The organism is Microbulbifer sp. JSM ZJ756, from assembly GCF_044383805.1.
In the GTDB taxonomy this organism is placed as follows: domain Bacteria; phylum Pseudomonadota; class Gammaproteobacteria; order Pseudomonadales; family Cellvibrionaceae; genus Microbulbifer; species Microbulbifer zhoushanensis.
This window is the reverse complement of the sequence record NZ_JBISER010000002.1, coordinates 37,197-62,616: the sequence shown is the minus strand read 5'-3', so window position 1 is coordinate 62,616 and position 25,420 is coordinate 37,197. Positions and strand designations below refer to the sequence as shown.

General features: G+C 63.7%; 23 protein-coding genes. 8 read left to right on the top strand and 15 right to left on the bottom strand.

Annotated elements, in window-relative coordinates; genetic code table 11:
• The first annotated feature begins 24 nt into the window (after positions 1-24).
• The 5 genes from sppA to ACH6CX_RS04190 all read left to right on the top strand — a co-directional run bounded on the left by sppA (position 25) and on the right by ACH6CX_RS04190 (position 4,979).
• Entirely contained in the window at positions 25-1,884 is a 1,860-nt protein-coding gene (sppA, locus tag ACH6CX_RS04210) for a signal peptide peptidase SppA (protein WP_396674922.1), read from the top strand.
• A gap of 245 nt (positions 1,885-2,129) precedes the next feature.
• The gene (locus ACH6CX_RS04205; protein WP_232941480.1) at positions 2,130-2,873 is read left to right on the top strand and encodes a glycine zipper 2TM domain-containing protein; all 744 of its coding nucleotides are present in this window, start codon (positions 2,130-2,132) and stop codon (positions 2,871-2,873) included.
• 341 nt (positions 2,874-3,214) lie between these two features.
• On the top strand, positions 3,215-3,670 hold the full coding sequence (locus ACH6CX_RS04200; protein ID WP_232941479.1) for a nuclear transport factor 2 family protein: 456 nt from the start codon (positions 3,215-3,217) through the stop codon (positions 3,668-3,670).
• 147 nt (positions 3,671-3,817) lie between these two features.
• Complete coding sequence (locus ACH6CX_RS04195) at positions 3,818-4,195, top strand: DUF4440 domain-containing protein (RefSeq protein WP_232941478.1); 378 nt, start codon at positions 3,818-3,820, stop codon at positions 4,193-4,195.
• Between the two features lie 133 nt (positions 4,196-4,328).
• Complete coding sequence (locus tag ACH6CX_RS04190) at positions 4,329-4,979, top strand: glutathione S-transferase family protein (protein WP_396674919.1); 651 nt, start codon at positions 4,329-4,331, stop codon at positions 4,977-4,979.
• Between the two features lie 39 nt (positions 4,980-5,018).
• Here the strand turns inward: ACH6CX_RS04190 and ACH6CX_RS04185 are convergent, their stop codons facing one another.
• Complete coding sequence (locus ACH6CX_RS04185) at positions 5,019-5,369, bottom strand: DUF3175 domain-containing protein (RefSeq protein WP_396674917.1); 351 nt, start codon at positions 5,367-5,369, stop codon at positions 5,019-5,021.
• A 250-nt stretch (positions 5,370-5,619) separates the two neighbouring features.
• Between ACH6CX_RS04185 and ACH6CX_RS04180 the strand changes: the two genes are divergently transcribed.
• The 3 genes from ACH6CX_RS04180 to ACH6CX_RS04170 all read left to right on the top strand — a co-directional run bounded on the left by ACH6CX_RS04180 (position 5,620) and on the right by ACH6CX_RS04170 (position 9,560).
• Positions 5,620-6,477, top strand: a complete 858-nt coding sequence (locus ACH6CX_RS04180) for an HAD-IIB family hydrolase (protein ID WP_396674915.1) — start codon at positions 5,620-5,622, stop codon at positions 6,475-6,477.
• 87 nt (positions 6,478-6,564) lie between these two features.
• A complete protein-coding gene (locus ACH6CX_RS04175; protein ID WP_232941474.1) occupies positions 6,565-7,788 on the top strand; it encodes a glycosyl transferase in 1,224 nt (407 codons plus the stop codon).
• A 17-nt stretch (positions 7,789-7,805) separates the two neighbouring features.
• Positions 7,806-9,560: a sugar phosphorylase gene (locus ACH6CX_RS04170; protein ID WP_396674912.1), complete on the top strand. Its 1,755-nt coding sequence runs from the start codon at positions 7,806-7,808 to the stop codon at positions 9,558-9,560.
• 35 nt (positions 9,561-9,595) lie between these two features.
• On the opposite strand, the gene ACH6CX_RS04165 is transcribed toward ACH6CX_RS04170, so the two are convergent.
• From ACH6CX_RS04165 to truA, 14 genes are all read right to left on the bottom strand, one after another.
• Positions 9,596-10,834 (bottom strand): MFS transporter, encoded by a 1,239-nt coding sequence (locus ACH6CX_RS04165; protein ID WP_232941472.1) that lies wholly within the window; start codon positions 10,832-10,834, stop codon positions 9,596-9,598.
• A gap of 25 nt (positions 10,835-10,859) precedes the next feature.
• On the bottom strand, positions 10,860-12,869 hold the full coding sequence (locus ACH6CX_RS04160) for a DUF3488 and DUF4129 domain-containing transglutaminase family protein (RefSeq protein ID WP_396674910.1): 2,010 nt from the start codon (positions 12,867-12,869) through the stop codon (positions 10,860-10,862).
• Positions 12,869-13,867 carry a DUF58 domain-containing protein gene (locus ACH6CX_RS04155; protein WP_232941470.1) on the bottom strand — a complete coding sequence of 333 codons (999 nt, stop codon included), beginning with the start codon at positions 13,865-13,867 and terminating at the stop codon, positions 12,869-12,871. The genes ACH6CX_RS04160 and ACH6CX_RS04155 overlap by 1 nt, the downstream gene beginning before the upstream one ends.
• Before the next feature lie 5 nt (positions 13,868-13,872).
• Positions 13,873-14,784 carry a MoxR family ATPase gene (locus ACH6CX_RS04150; RefSeq protein WP_232941469.1) on the bottom strand — a complete coding sequence of 304 codons (912 nt, stop codon included), beginning with the start codon at positions 14,782-14,784 and terminating at the stop codon, positions 13,873-13,875.
• 183 nt (positions 14,785-14,967) lie between these two features.
• Positions 14,968-16,152, bottom strand: a complete 1,185-nt coding sequence (locus ACH6CX_RS04145) for an O-succinylhomoserine sulfhydrylase (RefSeq protein WP_232941468.1) — start codon at positions 16,150-16,152, stop codon at positions 14,968-14,970.
• Positions 16,153-16,378: 226 nt separating this feature from the next.
• Positions 16,379-17,866 carry an amidophosphoribosyltransferase gene (gene purF / locus ACH6CX_RS04140; protein ID WP_232941467.1) on the bottom strand — a complete coding sequence of 496 codons (1,488 nt, stop codon included), beginning with the start codon at positions 17,864-17,866 and terminating at the stop codon, positions 16,379-16,381.
• A gap of 44 nt (positions 17,867-17,910) precedes the next feature.
• Positions 17,911-18,402, bottom strand: coding sequence for a CvpA family protein (locus tag ACH6CX_RS04135; RefSeq protein WP_232941466.1), 492 nt, complete (start codon positions 18,400-18,402; stop codon positions 17,911-17,913).
• Between the two features lie 162 nt (positions 18,403-18,564).
• Positions 18,565-19,182 (bottom strand): SPOR domain-containing protein, encoded by a 618-nt coding sequence (locus ACH6CX_RS04130; RefSeq protein ID WP_232941465.1) that lies wholly within the window; start codon positions 19,180-19,182, stop codon positions 18,565-18,567.
• Positions 19,169-20,434, bottom strand: a complete 1,266-nt coding sequence (gene folC / locus ACH6CX_RS04125; RefSeq protein ID WP_396674906.1) for a bifunctional tetrahydrofolate synthase/dihydrofolate synthase — start codon at positions 20,432-20,434, stop codon at positions 19,169-19,171. The genes ACH6CX_RS04130 and folC overlap by 14 nt, the downstream gene beginning before the upstream one ends.
• Before the next feature lie 117 nt (positions 20,435-20,551).
• Positions 20,552-21,406: an acetyl-CoA carboxylase, carboxyltransferase subunit beta gene (gene accD / locus ACH6CX_RS04120; protein WP_232941463.1), complete on the bottom strand. Its 855-nt coding sequence runs from the start codon at positions 21,404-21,406 to the stop codon at positions 20,552-20,554.
• Positions 21,407-21,602: 196 nt separating this feature from the next.
• Positions 21,603-22,412 carry a tryptophan synthase subunit alpha gene (gene trpA / locus ACH6CX_RS04115; protein WP_237063904.1) on the bottom strand — a complete coding sequence of 270 codons (810 nt, stop codon included), beginning with the start codon at positions 22,410-22,412 and terminating at the stop codon, positions 21,603-21,605.
• A gap of 77 nt (positions 22,413-22,489) precedes the next feature.
• Positions 22,490-23,707 carry a tryptophan synthase subunit beta gene (gene trpB, locus ACH6CX_RS04110; protein ID WP_370636692.1) on the bottom strand — a complete coding sequence of 406 codons (1,218 nt, stop codon included), beginning with the start codon at positions 23,705-23,707 and terminating at the stop codon, positions 22,490-22,492.
• A gap of 54 nt (positions 23,708-23,761) precedes the next feature.
• A complete protein-coding gene (locus tag ACH6CX_RS04105; protein WP_396674903.1) occupies positions 23,762-24,382 on the bottom strand; it encodes a phosphoribosylanthranilate isomerase in 621 nt (206 codons plus the stop codon).
• A 91-nt stretch (positions 24,383-24,473) separates the two neighbouring features.
• Positions 24,474-25,355 (bottom strand): tRNA pseudouridine(38-40) synthase TruA, encoded by an 882-nt coding sequence (truA, locus tag ACH6CX_RS04100; RefSeq protein WP_232941459.1) that lies wholly within the window; start codon positions 25,353-25,355, stop codon positions 24,474-24,476.
• Positions 25,356-25,420 lie beyond the last annotated feature (65 nt).

Genomic DNA, 25,420 nt, shown 5'->3' with positions numbered 1-25,420 from the left:
TCTCAAGACAAGGAGACAAGAGGTTTGACCGAATCAACCCACCACAAAGGATTCATCCGCCGGTTCTTCGGTGGCATTGGCGGTGCCATCACCTGGCTGCGCCGGGTGTTCACCAACCTGCTGTTCCTGCTGGTCCTGCTGTTCATCGGCATGGTGATTTTCGGCAAGGAAGAGCAGCTCACCATTCCCCAGGGCGCGGCCCTGCGTGTGGCCCCCACCGGTTTCCTGGTGGATGAGATGTCGCCACCGCGCAGCTTCCCGGGCCTGCTCGGCGGACCGCCCGGACCGGTGGAGACCCGGGTGAAGGACGTGGTGGATGCCATTGATTTCGCCGCCAGGGACAAGCGCATCTCCTCGGTGGTACTGGAGCTGGACTACTTGATGGGCGCCAACCTCAGCAAGCTCGAGGAGATCGGCGCGGCCCTGCAGCGCTTCAAGGCCGCCGACAAGCCCGTCTACGCCATCGGTGACAACTACACCCAGGCGCAGTACTTCCTCGCCAGCCATGCCGACAAGATCTACCTGAACCCCATGGGCTCGGTGCTGCTGACCGGGTTCGGCAGCTACCGCAACTACTTCAAGAGCGCGCTGGACAAGCTCAAGGTGAACTTCCATGTCTTCCGCGTGGGCGACTACAAGGACTTTATCGAGCCCTACACCCGGGACGACATGTCGCCGGCCTCGCGGGACAACAACCAGCGCTGGCTGAACGAGCTGTGGACCGAGTACACCGAGCAGGTAACCGGCCTGCGCAACCTGCCGCCAGAGACCCTTGACGGTTTTATCAATGAACTGCCCCAGCGCCTGTCTGCCAATGACGGCAGCTGGGCCGAGGCCGCGCTGGAACAGCAGCTGGTGGATGAGCTGGCCGGTCGCCGGGTGGCCATCGACGCCCTCCGGAAAGCCATCGGCGAAGGCGAGGATGAGATCGGCTACAAGGGTATCGATGCCAACAAGTACCTGCGCAACCAGAAACTCACCCATATCCCCACACCGACCGCGAACAAGGTGGGCCTGATCGCTGCCACCGGCTCCATTGTCGATGGCGAGGCCCCCGCCGGGCAGATCGGCAGCGCCTCCCTGGGCAAACTGATCCGCCAGGCCCGCGAAAAGGAAGTGAAGGCACTGGTATTGCGGGTCGACAGTGGTGGCGGCTCCGCCTTTGCCTCCGAGGCCATCCGCCAGGAGCTCCTCGCCACCCGCGAAGCCGGTATCCCGGTGGTGCTTTCCATGGGCAGCGTGGCCGCTTCCGGCGGCTACTGGATTGCCACCGGCGCCGACCGCATCTGGGCCGCACCGTCCACTATCACCGGCTCGATCGGCGTATTCGGTGCCTTCCCCACTTTCGAGGAATCCCTCGAGTCACTGGGCATATACAACGACGGTGTGGGCACTACCGAGCTGTCGGGCGCCATGCGACTCGACCGCCCCCTGTCGGAATCCGCCGCCAACATCCTCCAGCAGGGGGTGGAAAACACCTATACCCGCTTCCTGCGCATCGTCGCCGAGGCCCGCGGCTCAACCCCCGAGGAGGTCCACAAGATCGCCCAGGGCCAGGTGTGGACCGGTCGCGCTGCCCAGCAGCTGGGCCTGGTGGATGAGCTGGGCTACCTGGACGACGCCATCGCCTCAGCCGCGCAGTTGGCAGAGCTCGAGGACTATGAGGTACTGGAGATCAAGCGCCAGCTGACACCGGGCCAGCGGCTGATGCAGGCACTCTCGGAGAATATCGACGCCAGCGTGGCGGCGAGCCTCCAGGCCAACCTGCCCCTGGGCGCCTGGCTGAGCAGCCTGCAACCAGCCCTGGAGCCCCTCACCGAGCTGCGCAACTTCCGCGACCCGCGGGCCCTGTATGCCCGCTGCCTGGCCTGTAGCTCTCCCTGATCCCCATCTTCTGCCGGGGTATGCAGCCCCGGCGGACGCACTGCTCTCCCTGACCGGTCATCCAAAAGGGTGACCCCGGTCGCATCCCCTGCCCCCCACCCTCCAATACGATGGAACCAATTGGTAAAATTGGCGACTTACGACCGGCGCCTGAAAACACACCAATACGCCGGCGCCCCGGGTGCCCCAGCACCAGGCACACCGACGACAAACCATTAGATCAAAATTCAAGCAACGAGGGGCCCATGAAAAAGCTCGCGATAATGACTTCCCTGATCCTGTGCGGCAGCCTTTCCGCTGCCGTATTCGCCGAGCCACCGGAGGGCCGCGGTTGGAAGAAGCACCACAAGCACAAGCACAAACACGAGCACTATGTCCGCAAGGAAGAGTACTGGGACGGCAACTGCAAGGTGGAGCGCAAATGGGAGCGCGACGGCGACTACAAGGAAGAGCGCAAGTGCCGCGGCGACCGTTACTACGACGACCACCACCATGACCGCGTCGCAGTGGCCGTATTGCCGCCTTGGTTCGACCAGCGCGCGCCGGAACCGGAGTACCGCCCGGAATGGCGCCCCGCACCGCAGGCCACCGCGACCCGCTGCAACAGCGATAAAGTGGGCAGCGTACTGGGCGGCATAGTCGGCGGCGTGATCGGTAACCAGATCGGTGACGGCCGCGGCAGGACAGCCGCCACCATCGGCGGCGCCATTGCCGGCGTACTGATCGGCGGCAAGATCGGCGAGCGCATGGACCAGCGCAACCAGGCCTGCGTGGCCCAGGCACTGGAATTCGCTCCCGAGGGCGAACGCATCACCTGGGACAGCCAGCAGGGCAATGAACGCTACGCGGTCACCCCGGGCCCGGTCCACCAGCGCGGCGACAGCTACTGCCGCCCCTTCACCGCCGAGGTGATGGGCTCCGGCGAGCCGGTGGTAACCCAGGGCTCCGCCTGCCGCCGCCCGGACGGCACCTGGGTGCAGTCCCTGTAAACCTCCCCGCTGGGTGGGGCCGGCCACAACCGCCGGCCCCTCCTCAGGAAGGGCCCGGCTGCGGTTCCCCGCACCCTGACCTCCCGCCAAACCACCCGCTCCCCGACACCAACGCGTCCCCGTGCCCGCAGGCCCTACCCGCATAATGCGAACCTGCTCCCACGGCACTCCTGCACCCGCCACCCGGTCATAGCCATCGCCGGCCATTTATGGCTAGATACAATTTATTCGTGGCGAGGACTGCCCCTGAACACGGCCGTAAGCCCGAGTGAAGGGCCCGGGAATAATGACAGGGCCCTCCCTGTATCAAAGAAAAACTTTTTACACTGAAAGGGATTTTTATGTTCAAGGTATTGGTACTTTTGACCCTGACTTTCATGGTGTCAGCAGTTTCCCACGCAGGCACGCCCACCGATGAGGAGAGTATCAGGAGAGCCGTACTGGACTATATCGAGTCACAGCACAAGGTTCAGCCGGGCCTGGCAAAGAGAGGGCTCGACAGGGACCTGGCCAAGAGAACCTACTGGCTGGACGACAAGGGCAAGGAGTTCATCCTAGAGACGGATTACGAGGACATGCTGGAGCTGGCGGCGGCCTACAACAAGGACGGTGACCGGTTTCCCGAGGAACCGAAAGTCGAAATCGAGATTTTTGATATTGACCAGAGGACGGCCTCAGTAAAGCTCACAGTAGATGAGTGGATCGATTACATGCACCTGTACAAGACCAGAGCCGGCGACTGGAAAATCATCAACGTACTGTGGCAGTTTCACGATACCAGCCGGCAGAAGTCCTAGCCCGACACACTGGCTCTAGCGGTTCGCTATATGCGTAGAACCAATAACTCTATTTTCGGGTTGCGGGGGTCCGCTCTCGGTGCGGGAAGCTGGGGGCAAACTTCACTGACACCGGTTGGGCACCCCGAACAACCAGGTTCCAGGCACATGTCCCTCCAGGAAGAGATCATCAGCAAAGAAAAATCTTTACTGAATACTTCCGTACGACGATCTCGCACGAAATTAAGGGAATTGATTTCTGGCGACTTCAGGGAGATCGGCGCCAGCGGTGCCTGCTTTGGGCTCGCAGAGCTTCTCGAGCAACTGCCGCAGGATGCCGATTGGTCTGCACAAACGCAGGACAGGGAGTTTCGTATTCTTGGGGATGGCGTCACACAAACAGTGCACAGGGCTTTTATCAAGAAGGCAGGAAGTGATACCGGGACTTTCTCATACAGAACATCCATATGGAGACTGGAGAACGGATCCTGGAAGATGGTTTACCACCAGGGCACAAAGGTGGCCCCGTTCGAACTCCAGCCCTGACTGGACATTGCATTTGAATAGCTTTTAACCTGTACGAGGCACCTGAATAATCTGCCCCGGTACACGGCGTTTTCAACTTCTCCTGCGGTACCAGAGCGCTCTGGATAGAGGGGTTCGCAAAAGGAGATACCCAATGACCGAACTGATCCTCACCACTTTCGACTGGGTCCCCGATATGCCCAGGGGATACGTGCGTGACATTCGCGTGCGCTGGGCACTGGAAGAAGCCGGCTTGCCATACCGTGTTGAGAGTGTGCCGTTTCGTGCAAGGGATACCGGGCATTTCTCGAACCAGCCTTTCGGGCAGGTGCCCTGGCTGACCATCGGCGAGACCTCAATTTTCGAGAGTGGCGCGATCCTGTTCCATCTGGGAGAGCACAGTGACACGCTAATGCCAACTGAGCCAGGCGCCCGCAGCGAGGTGATTAAATGGCTATTCGCTGCGCTCAACTCGGTTGAGGCGGCCAGCCTGCCATGGTCAATATTCATTTTTTCCGGTGACAACACTGAAACGCCGGGACGGAAACACCTGGATGGGTTCCTCGATGCGCGGCTCCAGCATATGGAACAGGTACTGGCAGGGTGCGAATGGCTGGCCGGCACCTTCTCGGTCGCCGATATAGCCATGGCGGATGTACTGCGTCTTGTGGCCAGGTTCGACGGGCTGGCCCGATACCCTACCTGCCGTGACTATGTCGCGCGCGCTGTCGACCGGCCCGCGTTTATGAAAGCATATTCGGACCAGATGGCGCATTTCGCTGCGGCGGATAAGGATAATCTGTGATTTTCCTTGCCACAGCCTGCACATAGGCGCGACGGCCGGTCACTCGCGGCCAAACACCCGACGCAACTCCTCCTTGGCCTGTTCCAGCACCGCCCGCCTCTCTTCCGGCAGTTTGCTCCCCGCCCGGTTGATATAGAAGGTCAGCATCGACATGGCAGAACGGTAGGGATCGGACTTGCGTCGCTCACTGGTCTCTGCCGAGCGTTTCAGGGAGCGGGCAATCTCGGCCGGGTCATCGAGGGTGAATACACCCTCTTGGAGGTCCAGCGCATCGCTGGTGCGGGTTACCCTGTCCGACCATTTCTCCTTGTCATCGTTTTTTCCCCTGCGCTTACCCGCCATATCACCCTCCACCTGGTCCGGCTGTCGCCATGCACTGAGTTGGTGCAAATAGCGGCATCCAGGCCAAAATGCGCCAATATAAGGCATACCGCTTGATCGTGTGCGGCCGACTTTCACCAAACTGCAGCACCTGATCAGTAAAGATCAGCGACTCTCCAGACACAAAAGGAATCAGGTGCCACAGCGCACCGCGATGGCGCCTGCCGGGCATTTTGTTGGCTCATAATCCCAGACTGGCACTATTTTTGGATTCTATTTACGTACAGGCTGTAACAGAGTGATCCGGATCGACGTGGCAATGGCGCAAGAAAAAACGCACGACAAGCACTGGCTGGTGGTCAGTGACCTGGACGGCACCCTGCTGGACCACTTCACCTATTCCCATGAACCGGTCGACGGGCTGCTGCGCGAGCTGGACCAACGCGAAGTCCCGGTCATCCTCAACAGCAGCAAGACCCGCGACGAGATGATCGAGATCCGGCAGGAGCTGGGCAACCACCACCCGTTTATTGTCGAAAATGGCTCGGCCATCTTTATCCCCGTCGGTTACTTCCCGGAACCCCCGCCCGGGGCCCGCGAAGAGGCCGGCTTCTGGGTGCTGGAACCAGGCAAGCCCCGCCGGGACCTGCTGGATTACCTGGACCGCGATACACGAACGCACGGCTCACCCTACCTGGGCTTTGCCAATGCCACACTGCAGGAGATCGTGGACGCCACCGGCCTGACGCCGCAGCAGGCTGCGGCGGCACAGACACGTCACTACTCCGAGCCGCTGCTATGGCGCGGCACGGATCGGGAAAAACGGGCTTTCTGTGCCCGTGCCCGCGAAGCCGGGCTCGCCACCCTGGAGGGTGGCCGCTTCCTGCACCTGCTGGGTGACACCGACAAGGGGCGCGCAACCCTGCAACTGCTCGAATGTTATCGCCGGGCACAACCGGGTGACTATGGGCTGGTGGCGGCCGGGGACAGCCCCAACGACCTGGATATGCTCGCGGTGGCGAATATTGCCGTGATTGTGCGCGGCCCCCACCGCCAGCCACCGGAGCTGGAGGAGACAGCATCCCGGCTGGTACTCACCAGCGAGCAGGAAGGCCCGGCGGGCTGGCACGAGTGCATCGCACCACTGCTCGCTCCAACTGATGAACGGAATAAATAGCACCACCACAGCTTTGACCCAGCGCGAGAAAACGAGAATACCCAGGCCACCAGCATGGCCATCTACCAGCCCCTACAGGAGGCGCCCGTGACCGACTTTTTCCAGAACGGCTCCATTACCACCCTGCACAACCTCTCCAACCGAACGCAGGACGAGATGGAACGGGAACTGATGGAATTCTCCCGCCAGCGTCCCATGTCCCTGCTGCTGCCTTCCCTCTACTCGGAACTGGAAGGCGAGGCCCTGCCGGCCATCCTCGAGCAGCTGAAGCAGGTACCCTACCTGTCCGAGATCGTGATTGGCCTGGACCGTGCCGACGAAGCCCAGTATCGCGACGCACTGCGCCAGTTCAGTGTGCTGCCCCAGCACGTGCGGGTACTGTGGAATGACGGCCCGCGCCTGCGCGAGCTGGACGCCAAGCTGGAGGCCCGCGGCCTGGCGCCCCGGGAGGCGGGCAAGGGGCGCAATGTCTGGTACTGCCTGGGCTATATCCTCGCCTCCAACCGCGGCGAGGCCATCGCCCTGCACGACTGCGATATCGTCACCTATGACAGGCTGCTGCTGGCGCGGCTCTTCTACCCCATCGCCAATCCCAACTTCAACTACGAGTTCTGCAAGGGCTATTACTCGCGCGTGGCGTCGGGAAAGATCAACGGCCGGGTCTGCCGCCTGCTGGTAACGCCGCTGATCCGTACCCTGAAAAAGATCTATGGCCACACCGAGTACCTCGATTATATGGACAGCTTCCGCTATGCCCTGGCCGGCGAGTTCTCATTCCGCCGGGACGTGATCAACGACCTGCGGATTCCCAGTGACTGGGGGCTGGAAATCGGTGTGCTGTCAGAGATGCACCGCAACTATTCCACCAACCGCCTGTGCCAGGTGGATATCGCCCACCGCTACGACCACAAGCACCAGAAGGTTTCCTTTGACGACCAGGAGGCGGGCCTGTCGAAGATGTCCATCGATATATCCAAGTCACTGTTCCGCAAGCTGGCCACCCAGGGCACGGTGTTCTCCACCGAGACTTTTCGCAGTATCAAGGCTACCTACTTCCGCATTGCGCTGGATTTTGTCGAGACCTATCGCAACGATGCCATCATCAACGGGCTCGATTTCGATATCCACCGCGAGGAACAGACTGTGGAGCTGTTTGCGCGCAACCTGATGAAGGCCGGGCAGACCTTCCTGGAAAACCCGATGGAGACCCCCTTTATCCCCAGCTGGAGCCGCATCACCAGCGCCGCACCGGAGTTCCTGCAGGAACTGAAGTCCGCGGTGGAGATGGACTACGAGGAATACGGAACATAACAGGCCGGGAAGCACCGATGAACGCACTGACTGAAGACATGCCCATCCGCGAAGTATTGCAGAAACGACTCTGCGAACACCTGGCGGTCATCTATCCCGACCAGGACGGGGCCACACTGGCGCAGCGACTGATGAAGGTCATGCGCCTGGACGAGGAATGCCAGACACCGATTGCCCACAAGAACCTGTGGGACCAGACGGATATTGTCGTGATTACTTACGGCAATACGATCCAGCGCAAGGGGCAGCACCCATTAAAGACGCTGCACCACTTTCTCAAGACCCACTTCACCATGCTGATCAACAGCGTGCATATCCTGCCGTTCTTCCCCTACTCCAGTGACGACGGCTTCGCGGTGATCGACTACAAGCAGGTGGAACCGGGCCTGGGGGACTGGAACGATATCCTGCGCATCAGTACCGACTTTCACCTGATGGCCGACCTGGTCATCAACCACTGCTCGGCGGAGCACCAGTGGTTCAAGAATTTCCAGGAAGACATCTCCCCCGGCCGCGAATACTTTTTCTGTGTACACCCGAACGAGAACCTGTCCGGTGTCGTGCGCCCACGCACCACACCGCTGTTGCGGGCAGTGAGTAACGGGGATGAAATGCGCTGTGTCTGGTGTACTTTCGGGCACGACCAGATCGACCTGAATTTTCGCAACCCGGAAGTATTGCTGGAAATGGTTGATGTCATCCGGCTCTACCTGGATATGGGTGTGCGCATTTTCCGGCTGGATGCCGTGGCTTTCCTGTGGAAGAAAATCGGCACCAGCTGTATCAACCTGGAGGAGACCCATGAGATCGTGCGGCTCCTGCGAACCCTGATCGAACACGCGGACCCGAATGCGGTCATCATCACCGAAACCAATATTCCCAACCGCGAGAACCTGTCCTATTTCGGCAATGCCAACGAGGCGCACTGCATCTACAACTTCTCCCTGCCGCCATTGCTGGTCAATACCCTGGTATCAGGCAACAACCATCACCTGAAGAACTGGCTGATGAGTATGCCGCCGGCACAGAACGGCACCACCTACCTGAACTTCATCGCCTCACACGACGGCATTGGCCTGCGACCGGTAGAGGGGCTGCTGAGCGAGGAAGAGCAGGAGGTTCTGATCCAGACCATGGAGAACTTCGGCGGCAAGATTTCCTGGCGTGCACTGGATGACGGTAACCGCAAGCCCTACGAGATCAACATCTCGCTGTTCGACGCCATGCGCGGCACCACCGCCGGTGAGGATGGCCTGCAGCTGGAGCGTTTCGTCTGTGCCCACGCCATCATGCTGGCCCTGGAGGGAATCCCGGCCTTTTACCTGCACAGCCTGGTGGGCAGCACCAACGACTACCAGCGCGTCGAGGAGCATGGCCACAACCGCGCCATCAACCGGCGGCAGTGGCGGGAAGAAGACCTGAACCGGGAACTTGCGGATCCGGAATCCAAGCACCACCAGGTCTTCAACCACCTGCGCCGGCTGATCAAAATCCGACGCGACCAGCCGGCGTTCCACCCCAATGCCACCCAGTTCACCCTGCACCTGGGGGAGCAGCTCTTCGCCTTCTGGCGCCAGAGCATGGACCGCCGCCAGAGCATTTTCTGTATCAACAATATTTCCGACACCGAGCAGACCATTAACCTGTCGAGCATCAACCTGATCGGCACCGATGTCTGGAAAGACCTGATCAGTGACCAGGTGTTTGACGATATGCTGGATACGGTGACCCTGGCGCCCTACCAGACGCTATGGATTACCAACCGCTGGTAACAAGGGGGACGCAACCCCCGGGGCCCTAGCTGCCGCTAGCGCACGGTATCGGCAGATACCCGCAGGCGGCGCAGGGAACCGTTCAGGGCAGCCAGGGCGAAGGCGACAAAACTGAGGATGCCCGCCCACAGCAGCGTGGTCAGTGGCGCCGCATACTCGCTCAGGGTTCCCGCGCCCAGGGCGCCCAGGGCGGCGCTGCCGAACAGGGCCAGCTGGTAGATGGAAATAATCCGGCTGCGCACCTCGGCCGGTGCCAGCAGCTGTACAATGGCCCGCCCCAGGGCGGCCGAGGCGGCCGCCACCGCGCCCCAGCAGAGACATAACAACAGCAGGCCGATGGCCGTGGGGCCAATGCTGATCCCCACGAGCAACACCGCGCTGTAGAGCAGGCACATCAGGATGCCCCGCCCCGGCGCATCACCCTGTCCCCGCCGCAACATCACGATGGTCGCCAGCACCGTGCCGGCCACAAACGCCAGCTGCAGGGTGGCGTAATAGCTGGCACCGCGACCGTAGTCAGCCGCCAGCAGGGGCAGTACCACCAGGAACACACCGATATGGACAAAGCCATTGAAGGCCACCAGTGCGATCAGTTCGCGCAGGGCCGGGCTGCGCCACGCCTCCTCAACGCCCTCGCGGATCAGTGCCAGTGGCAGCACCCGCTCGAAGGGCCGCGCCGAGGTGCGAAAACGCAGGGAATACAGCAGCGCAGCGGCCACCAGCAGCACCCCGATCTGCAGGGACAGCAGGGGGACGACGCCCCACTGGTCAAAACGGCTGGCGAACAGCATTCCCACCGCCTGGCCGCCATACTGGGCCAGCATCATCCAGGTTACCGTGGCCTGCACCCGGTCGTGGGAAACCGGCGCGGTGTCATTGTGGGCGCTGCGCTGCACCAGGTTATCCCGCGCCGGTTGCAGGAAAGCCGTGCACACCCCCAGGCCCACACCGTAGAGCAACAGCACCGCCAGGTCTGGCAGTCGCAGGCTGAAATACCACAGCAGGGCGCCGTGGCAGGCCGCCAGCCCCAGGCAGGCGATGGCCGCCACCGAGGCCGCATCGCGGCGATCCGCCAGTACTCCGCCCAGCAGCAGGAACAGCAGGTTGGGCAGCAGCACCGAGGCCTGTACCCAGCCCAGGTGCAGTGCCGGAAGCTCCACCACCGCCACCGCGATCCAGGGCAACAGGATTACCTGCAGCCCGGTGGCCAGTGACGTACATCCGTACCCTGCCAGGAACGCGTGTAACCTGGCCGGCAAGCTGATCAACGACATTATTTGAATCCGAACATGGTTTACCTCACCCCTGCCCCGGGGCCGGTCCACGACGCAATCGCGGCCAGAAACCGCGTAACAGGCGGCGCAACTGTACCAGCGCGGCCGGGTCGTCAGCATAGGCGGCCCGCTGGTAGGCCGTGGTGATACTCCGCGCCATAGGGCCCAGGTGCGGTAACTCCCGCCCTACCCGGGCGGCGAAGTCCGCCGGTGCCTCCCCCGGGCGGCGCTCCACACCGTAGCGGGCCAGCCGGCGACAGAATCGCCGGTAGAGCCGGGCCGCCGGCGGTGCCCTGCGACCTCGCCCACTGAACCACAACCAGGCCCAGATACCCAGCAGCGCCCCCACCGCGGGCAGCGCCACCAGCAGTGCCAGGCGCGCACTGGTAACCTGGCCCAGCAGCTCGCGCAGCAGGTCCTGCTGGCGCTGGCTGTCAAAGCCCACCACCGTGCGGTACCAGCGGTAATTGATCATATCCCACTGCAACTGCAACCGCTTCAGGACCGGGAAGCGGTGTAAGGGCACCAGCGCATCGCGCATAAACTCATCCGCCGCGGCTGTCTGCAGGCCATTGCGTACCCGCTCCGGCGCCACTGCAGCAGTGGGATCCACCCGCTGCCAGCCGCGCTCACCGGTCCAGATCTCGGCCCAGGCATGGGCGTCGTACTGGCGCACCAGCAGGTACTCTTCCCCCTCGACCCACTCACCGCCCTGGTAGCCGGCCACTACACGCGCCGGAATGCCCGCGGCGCGCATCATGAACACATAGCTGCCGGCAAAGTGCTCACAGAAGCCCCGCTGGGTATCGTAGAGGAATCCATCGACGGTATCCGCACCCAGTGAAGGTGGCGCGAGGGTATAGGTAAATTGCTGATTGAAGAACGACAGCACCGCGTCGGAGGTTTCGCTGGGTGACAGTCCCTGCGCCCGCAGGCGAGCGGCCCACTCCCGGGCACGGGGATTTCCGCCGTCCGGCAGCTGCAGGTTGCGGCGCCGGTCAAAATCACCCATTGGCGTCACTTCATTGATGCTGTCACGTGGCCAGGAACGCACCTCGTAGGCAAGGCGACTGAACACCGGCTCCGACCGCACCAGGCGATCGTCGCGGGTCTCCCCCACCCCGTCGGTAGCGGAGTGCGGGCGCGCCATGGCGAACAACCACTGGCTGCGGGTGGGTTCCTGGATCACCTGGTAGCGGTAACGGGGACCGACCTCGGGTAATGCCACCTCATTATCGCGCCAGAACACCTGGCCGCCCTCGCGGGGGTCCACACCAAAGCCCTGGCTCCAGCGACGTCCATCGAAATCGGCATACACCAGGCCGCGCCAGTAGCGCTGTTCCGGTGGCGGCACCGGCCCGTCAAAGGTAATCCGCAGCGCCGGCTTGTCGGATTTGGACAGGTTGGCGAAGTCCCCCGGCGACATACTGTCCGAAACCCCGGTGGTGGCGGAGGCATCCTCCTGCGGCACCGCCCACAGCGGCCCCAGGCGCGGCATGACCAGGAACAACAGCAGCATCAGGGGTACTGACTGCGCCAGCAGGCGCGCAGACAACCCGAGCGCACGCCGCGGCCCCGCACTGCCCGCCCCCGCCTGCGCCACCAGCGCGGCGGTGACCACCAGGACCGCCAGCACCCCGTATATGGCGTGAGGAATTCCCTGGTCGAAAATAAACAGGGTCGCGGCGACAAAATACGCCAGCAACAGGCTGAGGAACGCATCCCGCCGGGTTACCAGTTCCAGGTTCTTGAGGGTAAACGATACGGCCAGCAGCGCCACCATGGGCTCCAGCGCAAACCAATGCCCGTAGGACAACACCAGGCCGCCGACCACCAAGGCAACTGCCACCAGCTTGATCATTCTGCCCGGCAGCTCTCGGCGCCCGCGGGAAACCTCGGCCCGCCACCAGGCCGCCAGTAGCCAGCCAGCGACAATCCACAGTGGCAGGCGCGCGAAGTGCGGCAACAGGACGGCGAACTGTGCCGCAAATATCCATAACAGGCTTTCGCGCGGTAGTCGTCCGGAATAAGCCATCAGACCCCCTGCACCGGAAAGCGCGCCAATGCCGCCAGCAGCTGCCGACGGTGGACATCGCCGCCACCGGGCTCTATCACACGGCCGGGCAGTCGCAGGCCATAAGCCAGCTGCTGGCGGTCTGCCTCCAGCACCCAGTGACACAGGTTACTCAGCCGGGTCTCCACATCCCGGCCCCCGAGCAGGTCCCAGTCCAGCCACAGGCGGCTGTCCACACCGGTCTCATGATCCTTGCTGTGCAGGTCGCGGCCTGCAGCAAACTGCTTCCAGGCCACCTGGCGCAACGAGTGGCCGGGCTGGTAGGGACGCAACCCGGAAAAATCATCGCCACCGCGGCGCTTCTGCTCCGCCTCCCCTTCTGCCAGTGACTCACCCAGCGGCAGGGGGCCGGCCGGTTTCGGCTGGGGGTAGACCAGGAACTCGACATCCAGGTCGACCCAGCTCCAGCAACGGAACAGTCCCAGCGGGAAACGGCTCTCGATTAGCAGGCGGGGTGCGCGCACCAGGCCGCGACGCACCACCGGCAGGGTGATCTCCACCTCGGTTTCCTGCCCCGCTTCCAGTTGCAGGGTTACCGGCTCGGACTCCCGCCAGCCGATGGAAATATGCTCTCCCGGGCGCTGTTTGCCCCGTGCCGCCGCCAGTCGTGCGGTGGCAAAGTCCCCGGCATACGCGGTGCCGGTATCCAGCAGGCGAATCTCCAGGCCGGCCAGGTTGGCAAAGGTATGCAGCGGCAGCACTGCGAACAGGCTGGCGAGCAGGAATGCGAGGGCGAACACCAGGTTGTTCTCGTAGTTGGTGGCCAGCAGCCACAACAGGACGATTACCAGCAGGAACGCCAGCCCGGCGCGGGTGGGCAGGATAAACAGCCGTCGGTGGTCCAGCACTACCTGCGAGGCTGGCGGCGCACGCCGGTCCAGCCAGTCGGACATCAGCAGGCGCCAGCGCCTGCGCCAGGAACCGGTCGTATCGCCCTGCGCGTTGGGGGGAATTGCCATGCCGGTCAGGCCGCGATGACGTCGACCTGGCGAATCAGGCGCTCCACCAGTTGCGCGCCGTCACCACTTTCACTTTGCAGGCGGTGTCCCGCCACTGCCGGCAGCACTGCCTGGATATCCTCAGGCACCACATGCCCACGGGCGTGAATCAGCGCCCAGGCCCGCGCCGCATGCAATAGCGCCAGCGCCCCGCGCGGCGACAGTCCCACCGGGCACTCCTGGCTCTGGCGCGTGTGCAGTACCAGCCGCTCGAGATAATCGAGCAGGCTGGCCGAGGCTTTAACCTGCCCCACCAGTGCCTGCAGCTTCGCCAGCCCGGCCCGGTCCAGCCGCGGCCGCAGCTGCCGCAGCTGCTCGCGGGGATCCACGCCCTGGAACAGGGCCCGTTCCGCCTCGCGGGTCGGGTAGCCCAGGCTGATACGCATCAGGAAACGATCCAGCTGGGACTCCGGCAGGCTAAAGGTACCGGACTGGTGCATGGGGTTCTGGGTGGCGATGACGAAGAACGGCTGTGGCAATGGGCGGGTCTCGCCATCGACACTCACCTGGCGCTCCTCCATGGCCTCCAGCAGGGCGCTCTGGGTCTTGGGCGAGGCGCGGTTGATTTCGTCGGCCAGCAACAGCTGGCTGAATACCGGCCCCTCGTGGAAACGGAAACTGCCGCTGTCGCGCTCAAAGATCGAAACCCCGACAATATCCGCCGGCAGCATGTCGCTGGTGAACTGCACCCGCTTGTAGGACAGGCCCAGTGCCTGCGCCAGGGCATGGGCCAGGGTGGTTTTGCCCATGCCGGGCAGGTCCTCGATCAACAGGTGCCCGCGAGAGAGCAGGCAGGCCAGGGCCAGTTTTACCTGGTGGTCCTTGCCCAGTAACACCTTGCCGATATCGGCGACGACTGCGGAAATGATTTTTTGCACGGCTAATCCATTACAGCTCGGTTTTTCTACATGTGGCGGGCATCCCCGCCGATCCCGCCAGCCGCTTTACAGCGCGGGGCACAGGACTTTCGATGGCAACAACCTGTAATGATAGGTTGATGCCTGCGCGACTCTGCGCGACAACGCACAAATGGCGCCGCCGCCCTCTTGCGGCAGTGCCAGTTACGCCAACGTCGCCAGGCCGCGGGCCAGGTCGCGCTGCAAGTCGTCGACATTCTCCAGGCCCACCGAGACCCGGATCAGGTTCTCGGTAATCCCGGCGCGGGCCTTGTCCTCTTCACTGAGACGGCCATGGGTGGTGGTGGCCGGGTGCACGATGGTGCTCTTGGCATCACCGAGGTTGGCGGTAACAGAAAAGATCCGGCAGGCGTCGATCACCTTCCAGGCCTCTTCCCGACCACCGCGCACGCGGAAGCTCAGCACACCGCCGAAGGCGCGCTGCTGGCTGGCTGCCAGCAGGTGACCCGGGTGCTTGGGCAGGCCGGTGTAATTTACCTTCTCAACCGCATCCTGCTCGTCCAGCCACCAGGCCAGCGCCAGCGCGTTGTTGGAATGCGCCTGCATGCGCAGACCCAGCGTTTCCAGGCCCTTCAGGAATACCCAGGCATTGAATGGACTCATGCTGGGGCCGGCGGTGCGCAGGAAGATCACCAGTTCGTCCATGACTTCCTTGCTGCCCACGGCGACGCCGCCGACGCAGCGGCCCTGCCCATCCAGGTACTTGGTGGCGGAATGCACCACGATGTCCGCACCCAGCTCCAGCGGGCGCTGCAGTGCCGGGGTACAGAAACAGTTATCCACCACCAGCTGGGCGCCGGCGCTGTGGGCCAGCTCCGCCAGCTCGCGGATGTCCGCCACCTCGCACAGGGGGTTGGACGGCGTCTCCATAAACAACAGCTTCGTATCGCCGTCCAGCGCCTCGCGCCAGGCCTGCATATCGGTGAGATCGACAAATGCCACGCGCACGCCGAATTTTTGCATGTAGCGGGTAAACAATGCCGTGGTGGTGCCGAATACGCTGCGCGAGCAGATCACCTTGTCACCGCTTTTCAGCAGTGCCATACACAGGCTCAGGATCGCCGCCATGCCACTGGAAGTGGCCACCGCGGCTTCGCCGCCCTCTAGCGCGGCGATACGTTCCTCGAACATACGCACGGTGGGATTGGTATAGCGCGAATAGACGTTGCCGGGGGATTCACCGGAAAAACGCGCGGCGGCCTCGGCCGCAGAGGGAAAAACATAACTGGAGGTGAGGAACATGGCCTCGGAGTGCTCGCCCTCCGGTGAGCGCACCTGCCCGGCGCGAACCGCCAGGGTCTCCAGGGAGTAATCGTCGTCTTCGAACATAAACCGTCCCGGGTACCGATGAGTCGTGAACAGTCAATGATGAACGATGGCGGCAGAATAATAAACTGCGAATCCCCGGTAAGGGCGGCTTGGGCACGAGGAAGGCGGAAGAGACTGGCCCGGACTGCGCCGGGCCAGGGGAGGAGGAGATACGAAGCTGGCAATTGCCCCGGTGTTTTCGCGGCCAGCGGCCGCTCCTACCAGGTTCCGGCTGCAAGCAGCCGGTTCAGAGTGCGCTCTGGTTGCCCTTCTCGTTCTTCGCCTCGTCGTTGCGGGAAGCGTGCAGCTGCTCCAGGTAATCATCGTCAACATCGCCGGTGATGTAGTCGCCGTTGAACACCGAGCAATCGAACTCGTCGATCTTGTCGTTGCCCTCGGCCGAACACTCCACCAGGTCCTCCAGGTCCTGGTAGATCAGCCAGTCAGCACCGATCTCCTCGCAGATTTCCTCAGTGGTGCGACCGTGGGCCACCAGCTCCTGGGCGGAGGGCATATCGATGCCGTAGACATTCGGGTACTTCACTGCCGGCGCGGCGGAGGCGAAGTAAACCTTCGCGGCGCCCGCCTCACGGGCCATCTGGATAATCTGCTTGCAGGTGGTGCCGCGCACGATGGAGTCGTCCACCAACAACACATTCTTGCCGCGAAATTCCAGCTCGATGGCATTGAGCTTCTGGCGTACGGATTTTTTACGCTGCTTCTGGCCCGGCATGATGAACGTGCGACCGATATAGCGGTTCTTCACCATCCCCTCGCGGAATTTCACCCCCAGGTTATGGGCGACAGTCTGCCCGGCGGTACGGGCGGAGTCCGGAATCGGGATCACCACGTCGATATCGTGGTCGGGGCGCTCGCGCAGGATCTTCTCAGCCAGGTGTTCACCCTGGCGCAGGCGCGCCTTGTGTACGGACACACCATCCATGATGGAATCGGGACGGGCAAAGTACACGTGCTCGAAGATACAGGGATTGAGCGAGGTGTTGTCGGCACAGATCTCCGAGTGCACGGTGCCGTCCAGCTCGATGTAAATGGCCTCTCCCGGTGCCACATCCCGCACCAGGGTGTAGCCGCCCACGTCGAGCGCCACGGATTCGGAGGCCACCATGTACTCGGTGCCCTTGTCGGTCTCGCGCTTGCCGTACACCAGCGGGCGGATACCGTGCGGGTCGCGGAATGCGACGATGCCGTAGCCGACGATCATCGCCACACAGGCGTAGCCGCCACGGACGCGCTTGTTGACCGCGCGCATGGCCGTGAAGATGTCCTCCGCCTTGGGCTGCAGCTTGTGCTGCTTGTGCAGCTCGTGGGCGAACACGTTGAGCAGCACTTCGGAATCGGAATCGGTATTGATGTGGCGCAGGTCCTGCAGGTAGATCTCTTCCACCACGTCGCGGACGTTGGTCAGGTTGCCATTGTGGGCCATGGCAATGCCGTAGGGGGAGTTGACGTAGAACGGCTGGGCCAGGGCCGGCCCGGAGCTGCCGGCGGTGGGGTACCGCACATGGCCGATGCCGAAGTTGCCGGTGAGGCGCTGCATATGCCGCGCGCGGAACACATCCCGCACCAGCCCATTGGCCTTCTGCTGGTTCAGGCGGTCCTTGTCACAGGTCATGATGCCGGCTGCGTCCTGGCCGCGATGCTGCAACAGGGTGAGTGCATCGTACAACTGCAGGTTGACGTCACTCTTACCGACGATACCGACAATACCACACATAGTCTTAGCCCTACTGGTCGTCTTGGGGCAGCTGCGCCGCCCGGTTAAAACAATTCTACAAAAAAGTCCTGGATCGCCTCGGCGGCCCGCCGTGCGTGATCCTCAAACTCGAGGAAATGGGGAATCAGCGTCGACTCCTGCCACCAGGTGTCCCCCTCCACCGGAATCAGCGCCGGTGCCAGTATCAGCAGTGCCAGCACGATGATGGTGCCCCGCAGCAGGCCGAAAACCATTCCCAGGGTGCGGTCGGTCCCCGACAGGCCGGTGGCCTCGACAAAAGCCGACAGCGTCATATTCAGGCCGGCACCGGCCAGCAGCGTGAACAGGAACAGGATGGCAAAGGCTGCTATCGCCCGCAGGGAAGGGGTATCTACCATAGAGAGTAGTGGGGCGAGCTCATCGCGGAACATCATGGCGATCACAAAGGCGGCAACCCAGGTGAGCAGGGAGAGGATTTCGCGTACGAATCCCCGGCTGAGACCAATCAGCGTGGAAATGGCCACGATAGCCAGGATGGTCCAGTCAGCCCAATTCATTCAACCTACCTGCCTCGGCAGCTGCCGCGAGAAGCGCGCATTCTAACTTACCGGACCCGGCGCGTGAAGCTGTTCGCAAAAGCATGGATCATTAGGAGCTGCAGCCCAATGTATATGGCATTTGGCAATGGGATTTCACAATGCTGACCGCGTGGTCCCGCATCATGCCTTGAAGCGCAGCACCAGCGTCTGCACGTCCAGCAGCTGGTCCAGCTCCCGCTTGACCACACCGGCATCGGCCTTGCTGGTTTTGGGACCCACGAACACGCGGGTATAGCGCCCCCTGTCCGTGCTCACTTCGCGGGTAAAAGCCTTGTAACCCTCGTCCATCAGGCGGTTGCGGAGGGATTCGGCCCGGTCACCGCGACTGTAGGAAGCTACCTGCACCACCCAGGCCACTGGCAGGCCGCGGGCATCCAGCACCGGTGCATCGGCCACCTTCCCCGGCTGTGCCTGCTGGTCCGCTTCGGCGGCGGGCTCCGCCGGCGCCGGCTCGGGCTCAGCGGGTTCACTGGCCAGGGCGGGCTGGAATGCGTCATCGGGATGCGGTGCCGGGGCGGCATCGGCCACTGGCTCGGGCTCGGCGATCCGGATCGGCTGGATATCCGGGGCCGGCGGGATCTGGCTGGTGACATCGATATAGCGCGCCCCCTCGCGATCGAAGAGGGACGGCAGGAATATCACCGCGAGCGCAGCCAATACCAGCGCGCCCACGATACGCTGCTTGAAGCCATCGTCCAGGCGCCCCCGCTTACCCGGGGCGCGATCACGACTCGCCATCGATGTCATCTCGTACGTGTTGTAAAACTTCTGCAACGGTAAAGAAAGAACCGAAAACAAGCAACCTGTCATCGCTCCCGGTATCGGCGACCAGGCGGTCCATTGCCGCCGCCACGGCGGGGCAGTCGGCACTGACCCGCGCGGACGGCACCCCGGCCGCTTCCAGCCCCGCCAGCAGCGCCTCGCAGCCGGCGGCCCGGTCATTGCCCGGCAGCAGGGACGGGCACCAGGCGTCCACCACCTGCGCCAGCGGCGCAAACAGGCCCAACAGGTCCTTGTCGGCCATTGCCGCCACCAGCGCCCGGGTCTGGCCCGCCACCGGGTGCTCCGCCAGCCATCGGGCCAGGTAGGCCGCGGCTGCCGGGTTGTGGCCCACGTCCAGCAACAGTTCCCGGCCCCGCCACCGCAGGCGCTGGCAGCGGCCGGGCAGCTGCAGGCCGGCCAGGATTCCGGTCACTTCCTCATCCGCCACCGACGGCATGGCGTCCAGCACCAGTAGCGCCGCCAGCGCGGCAGCAATACTGGGGCGCGGCAGCGCAATATCCGCAGGTATGCGAATCTCCCGCTCACCGAAGCGGAAGCAGTCATTGTCGAGGTGGTATTCGGAGCCCAGGAAGTAACCTTCAGCGCCCATGCTGGCCCCCGCGGAAACCACCGACAGCGGCGGCTCCGGGTCGGCACAGACAAAGGGGCTGCCGGGGCGCAGGATACCGGCCTTCTCGCGGCCAATTACCTCCCGGTCGCTGCCCAGCCAGGCCTCGTGGTCCACTGCCACGCTGGTGATGACGGCCAGGTCTGCATCCACCAGGTTCACCGCATCCAGGCGGCCACCCAGCCCTACTTCGAGCAGGGCGACGTCGACCCCGGCGCGCTGGAACAGCCACAGGGCCGCCAGTGTGGTGAATTCGAAATAGGTCAGGCTGGTGTCGCCGCGGGCGGCCTCCACCTGCTCAAAAGCCTCGACCAGCTCCGCGTCGGTCGCCTCGCGGCCGTCGATGCGCACCCGCTCATTGAATCGCAGCAGGTGCGGTGAGCTGTAGGCCCCGGTGCGCTGGTTGCCGGCCAGCAACAGCGCCTCGAGGGTCGCCACGCAGGAACCCTTGCCGTTGGTACCGGCTACAGAGATCACCCGCGGCGCCGGCTTCTCCACACCCAGTTCCCGGGCCACAGCGGCGACCCGGGTGAGGCCCAGTTCAATTTCGGTCGGGTGCAGCCGTTCCAGCCGCTCGAGCCAGGATTGCAGTTCACTCATGGGAAACCCCGTAACGATATTGCCGGGCCCAGTATGCCGCGAGAGCGGCGACGGTAACAGGGAAAGGGCCAGGGAGGGAGAACGCGGGTGCGACCGGCCGCACCCGCGGGATCAGGATCAGGCGCCGGACAGCTTGCCCAGCAGGCGCGCGAGGGTGGTCCGCATGTCGTTGCGGGGAATGATCATGTCGATCGCGCCGTGATCGAGCAGGAACTCGGCACGCTGGAAGCCCTTGGGCAGCTTCTGGCGGATGGTCTGCTCAATGATATTGGGCCCGGCAAAACCCGCCCGCGCGCCAGGCTCGGCGGCATTGATATCGCCCAGCAGGGCCAGGGAGGCGGACACACCACCATATACCGGATCTGTCATCACCGAGATATAGGGCACGCCGGCCATTTTCATTTTTTCCAGCACGGCGGAGGTCTTGGCCATCTGCATCAGCGAGATCAGGGCCTCCTGCATCCGGGCACCGCCGGTAGCCGAGAAACACACCAGCGGGATGCGCTCTTCCAACGCCAGCTGGGCAGCACGGGTGAAGCGCTCACCCACCACGTAGCCCATGGAGCCACCGTGGAAGGCGAACTCAAAGGCCACCGCCACCACAGGCTTGCCCTCCAGGGTACCGCGCATGGCGATCAGGGCATCCTTTTCGCCGGTATTCTTCTGCGCCTGGGTCAGGCGGTCCTTGTATTTCTTTACATCCTTGAACTTGAGGCGATCCACGGGCACCACGTCGGTAGCCAGCTCCTCGCGCCCCTCCTCATCCAGGAAGATGTCCAGCCGGCGCCTTGCGCCGATACGCATATGGTGGTCGCACTTCGGACATACATCCAGGTTGCGCTCGAGCTCCGGCCGGTAGAGCATGGCGTCGCACTTGACGCACTTTTTCCACACTCCCTCCGGGACCTTGCTGGCGCCGGGACGGCGCTCGGTGCGAATGACCGCAGGAACGATTTTTTCTAACCAGCTCATTTTGTTTCCAAATCCCGATGCTTCTGAGGGCCAAAGTCATGTCCTTGGCCGGTGGCTTTGAGGACGAGAATTAAAACACTAACACCATTTCCGGGTGCAGCCAGTTCAGCCGCCCACAGGGGCTTTCTGGCCAGCCGGTCACAACTGCCGGGTGATGTGCAAACCTCTGTCACAGTTCGCCTCGCCCACCCGGGGGTCAGGCGTCCAGCGCCCGGCGAATCCCTCCCACCAGCTGTGCCACGGCATCCCGGGCTGCCGTACCGTCGGCTGCCTCGCCGATGGCCGACACGAGCACACTGCCCACCACGGCACCGTCGCCGGCCTCGCTGACCGCACGGGCAGAGGCGCCGTCGCGGATACCGAAACCCACACACAGCGGCAGGTCGGTGAAGCCGCGGATATGCTCGAGGTTCTCACGCACCGCTTCCGGGTCCAGGTTGCCCGCCCCGGTGACGCCCTTCAGCGATACATAGTAAATAAACCCGCTGGCCAGGCCGGTGATCGCACGAATACGCTCCTCGCTGGTGGTGGGGGTCAGCAGGAAGATATTGCGCAGGTTGCGCGCGCTCAGCATTTCGCTCAGGGGGCCCGCCTCTTCCGCCGGCAGGTCCACCGTCAGGGCGCCGTCGACACCGGCATCCAGCGCCGCGTCGGCAAACGGCTCCGCGCCCATTTTCTCGATCGGGTTGGCATAACCCATCAGGATCACGGGTGTGTCGCTGTCTTCCCGGCGGAATTCCCGCACCATCTCCAGGCACTTGCGCAGGGAGGTCTTGTACTCAAGGGCGCGCTCGTGCCCGCGCTGGATTACCGGGCCCTCGGCCATGGGATCCGAGAAAGGCACCCCCAGCTCGATCAGGTCGGCGCCCGAGGCCACCAGCTGGTGCATCAGCGGCACGGTGTTTTCCGGGCCGCCGTCACCCGCCACCAGGTAGGTCACCAGGGCCTTGCGGCCCTCTTCCCGCAGGCGGGCAAAACGGCGGTCGATTCGGTTGTCTTGTGTCACTCGCTCAATTCCTGTTGATCCGCGCCGTCGCGGCGCCACTTCTGCAATTCTTTTCGCGGCCCGCGCCGCACAGGTCCCTAGACCTCGATGCCGTCGATAGCGGCCACGGTGAAAATATCCTTGTCGCCGCGCCCGGACAGGTTCACGACAATGTTCTGCTCCGGCGACATACCGGCGGCCAGCTTGAGGGCATAGGCCACCGCGTGGCTGGACTCCAGCGCCGGCAGGATCCCCTCCTTGCGGGTCAGCATGCGGAAGGCATTGAGCGCCTCCTGGTCATCCGCCACCACATAGTCCACGCGGCCGATATCTTTCAGCCAGGCGTGCTCGGGCCCTACCCCCGGGTAATCGAGGCCGGCGGAAACCGAGTGCGTCTCGATAATCTGGCCGTCGTCATCCTCCATCAGGTAGGTGCGGTTGCCGTGCAGGATCCCCGGCACACCATCGTTCAGCGGGGCCGCATGGCGACCACTGGCCAGGCCTTCGCCACCGGCCTCGACACCATACATTTTCACGTCACTGTCGTTCAGGAACGGGTGGAACAGGCCGATGGCGTTGGAGCCACCGCCCACACAGGCCACCAGCGCGTCCGGCAGCTGGCCGAACTCCTCCAGGCTCTGGGCGCGCGCCTCGCGGCCGATCACCGAATTGAAATCACGCACCAGCTGCGGGTACGGGTGCGGGCCGGCCACGGTGCCGATGATGTAGAAGGTGTCATCGACGTTGGTGACCCAGTCCCGCATGGCCTCGTTCATCGCATCCTTCAGGGTCTTGGAGCCCGATTCCACCGGGATCACCTCGGCACCCAGCAGCTTCATGCGGTAGACATTGGGGGACTGGCGTTTCACATCCTCCGCACCCATATACACCGCACACTCCAGACCCAGCCGCGCCGCTACCGTGGCGGTGGCCACGCCGTGCTGGCCGGCGCCGGTCTCGGCGATCACGCGGCGCTTGCCGCTGTGCTTGGCCAGCAGCGCCTGGCCCACGGTGTTGTTCACCTTGTGGGCGCCGGTGTGGTTCAGGTCCTCGCGCTTGAGCCAGATTCGCGCGCCGCCCGCCTCGGCGGTCAGGCGCTCGGCCAGGTACAGCGGCGAAGGCCGGCCAACATAGTGCGCCAGGTCGTAGTCGAAGGCCGCCCGGAATTCCGGGTCATCCTTCAGGCTGTTGTACATCTCCCGCAGTTCATCCAGGGCACCGATCAGTGTCTCGGACACGAAACGGCCACCAAAGGGACCGAAATGCCCCTGCGCATCCGGAAAGGCTGAATAATCCACCGACTTCTTATCGCTCACTCTCACTGCTCCTGTTACCGCTGGTCCCGCAAATGGCTTTGCCGGAAGGACCGCTCAATCGTTTAACGCCTGCCGCGCCGCGGTGATAAAGGTGTAAACCCTGTCGGCATCCTTGATGCCCGGCGCCGACTCGACGCCGCCGCTCACGTCCACGCCCTGGGGGCGCGCAGTGCGGATGGCCGTGGCCACATTATCCGGTGTCAGTCCACCGGCGAGGACAATCTGCTGGCCACTGTCCTGTGGCACCCGCTGCCAGTCGAAGGACTCGCCCGTGCCACCGGGCACCCCGGGACGGTAGGCGTCCAGCAGGAATCCCCGCGCACCAGGATGCTCGGCCATGGCGGCCACAACATCCAGGTCGTCTTTCATACGCAGGGCCTTGATATACGGACGACCGAATTGCTCACAGTAGTCTGCGGTCTCATCGCCGTGGAACTGCAGCAGGTTGAGGGGCACCCTGGCCAGCACCTGGTTCACTTCATCGGCACTGGCGTTGACGAACAGGCCCACCAGGGTAAGGAACGGCGGTACCACCGCCGCAATGGAGACCGCCTGCGGCGCGGTAACATGGCGCGGGCTGCGCTCGTAAAAGACCAGCCCCAGGGCATCCGCACCCGCCCGGGCAACCATCTCCGCATCGTCCGCGCGGGTAATCCCGCACACTTTCACTTGCATCGCGTTACGCAACCGACCGGTGGTTCAAAAAATAGGGAGGAAGCGATGTTAGCAGATCGGCACCGGCCGCGAAACGCGGCCCCGGCGGCCACTAGCCGGAAACCAGGCCGCCCAGGGGCAGCGGCACCAGCATTGGACCGGGTTCGCTGGCCGGCAGGCCGAACTCCGCCGGGTACTGCACGTCCACCAGGTAGAGTCCAAACGGCGGCGCGGTAACGCCGCCGGCGGTGCGGTCCCGCGCCGCCAGCACTTCGCCCACCCATTCCGGCGGCCGCTCGCCCCGCCCCACCGCCATCAGCACGCCGGTGATATTGCGCACCATATGGTGCAGGAAGGCGTTGGCGCTGATTTCAATGACGATCAGCTGCCCCACCCTGGCCAGGTCCAGCCGGGTGACTTCCCGTACCGGGCTCTTGGCCTGGCACTGGCTGGCGCGGAAACTGTTGAAATCGTGCCGCCCCAGCAGGTACCGGGCGCCGGTGCGCATGGCTTCGAGGTCCAGCGGGTGCTGGGTCCAGGTGACCTCGGCCGCGGCCTGGGCCGAGCGTGTCGGCGCACTGTGGATCAGGTAGCGATAGCTGCGCGCGCGCGCGGAGAAACGCGCATGGAACTGCGGCGGCACTTCCTGCGCCCAGCGTACCCGCACCGCATCCGGCAACTTGGTGTTCACGCCCTGGACCCAGGCGCGCGCGGGCCGGATCGCCGCGGTATCGAAGTGAATCACCTGGTTGGTGGCGTGAACGCCGGCATCGGTGCGCCCGGCGCAGACCAACGTCACCGGTTCGGCCGCGATCGCCGACAGGGCTTTTTCCAGGTAGGCCTGCACGGTGGCAGCGGCGGATTTCTGCTTCTGGAATCCGTGCAGGTGGGCGCCGCAGTATTCCACGCCCACGGCGATACGCCGCAGGCCCGCGGGCAGCTGCTCGCCGGGGGGCACTTCGCCATTGGGCTTGTACTGGTACTCGGAAGGCATTGGCTCTGGCCTGCAATCGGTAAAAAAATGCCATAAAAAAACCCCGCAGCCAGTGCGGGGTTTTG

Excerpts from the sequence above, each read along its gene's own strand:
- ACH6CX_RS04205 (WP_232941480.1), top strand. The coding sequence starts at position 2,130 with ATGAAAAAGCTCGCGATAATGACTTCCCTGATCCTGTGCGGCAGCCTT.
- ACH6CX_RS04200 (WP_232941479.1), top strand. The coding sequence starts at position 3,215 with ATGTTCAAGGTATTGGTACTTTTGACCCTGACTTTCATGGTGTCAGCA.
- ACH6CX_RS04195 (WP_232941478.1), top strand. The coding sequence starts at position 3,818 with ATGTCCCTCCAGGAAGAGATCATCAGCAAAGAAAAATCTTTACTGAAT.
- ACH6CX_RS04190 (WP_396674919.1), top strand. The coding sequence starts at position 4,329 with ATGACCGAACTGATCCTCACCACTTTCGACTGGGTCCCCGATATGCCC.
- ACH6CX_RS04180 (WP_396674915.1), top strand. The coding sequence starts at position 5,620 with ATGGCGCAAGAAAAAACGCACGACAAGCACTGGCTGGTGGTCAGTGAC.
- ACH6CX_RS04170 (WP_396674912.1), top strand. The coding sequence starts at position 7,806 with ATGAACGCACTGACTGAAGACATGCCCATCCGCGAAGTATTGCAGAAA.
- ACH6CX_RS04165 (WP_232941472.1), bottom strand. The coding sequence starts at position 10,834 with ATGTCGTTGATCAGCTTGCCGGCCAGGTTACACGCGTTCCTGGCAGGG.
- ACH6CX_RS04160 (WP_396674910.1), bottom strand. The coding sequence starts at position 12,869 with ATGGCTTATTCCGGACGACTACCGCGCGAAAGCCTGTTATGGATATTT.
- ACH6CX_RS04155 (WP_232941470.1), bottom strand. The coding sequence starts at position 13,867 with ATGGCAATTCCCCCCAACGCGCAGGGCGATACGACCGGTTCCTGGCGC.
- ACH6CX_RS04145 (WP_232941468.1), bottom strand. The coding sequence starts at position 16,152 with ATGTTCGAAGACGACGATTACTCCCTGGAGACCCTGGCGGTTCGCGCC.
- purF (WP_232941467.1), bottom strand. The coding sequence starts at position 17,866 with ATGTGTGGTATTGTCGGTATCGTCGGTAAGAGTGACGTCAACCTGCAG.
- ACH6CX_RS04135 (WP_232941466.1), bottom strand. The coding sequence starts at position 18,402 with ATGAATTGGGCTGACTGGACCATCCTGGCTATCGTGGCCATTTCCACG.
- ACH6CX_RS04130 (WP_232941465.1), bottom strand. The coding sequence starts at position 19,182 with ATGGCGAGTCGTGATCGCGCCCCGGGTAAGCGGGGGCGCCTGGACGAT.
- folC (WP_396674906.1), bottom strand. The coding sequence starts at position 20,434 with ATGAGTGAACTGCAATCCTGGCTCGAGCGGCTGGAACGGCTGCACCCG.
- accD (WP_232941463.1), bottom strand. The coding sequence starts at position 21,406 with ATGAGCTGGTTAGAAAAAATCGTTCCTGCGGTCATTCGCACCGAGCGC.
- ACH6CX_RS04105 (WP_396674903.1), bottom strand. The coding sequence starts at position 24,382 with ATGCAAGTGAAAGTGTGCGGGATTACCCGCGCGGACGATGCGGAGATG.
- truA (WP_232941459.1), bottom strand. The coding sequence starts at position 25,355 with ATGCCTTCCGAGTACCAGTACAAGCCCAATGGCGAAGTGCCCCCCGGC.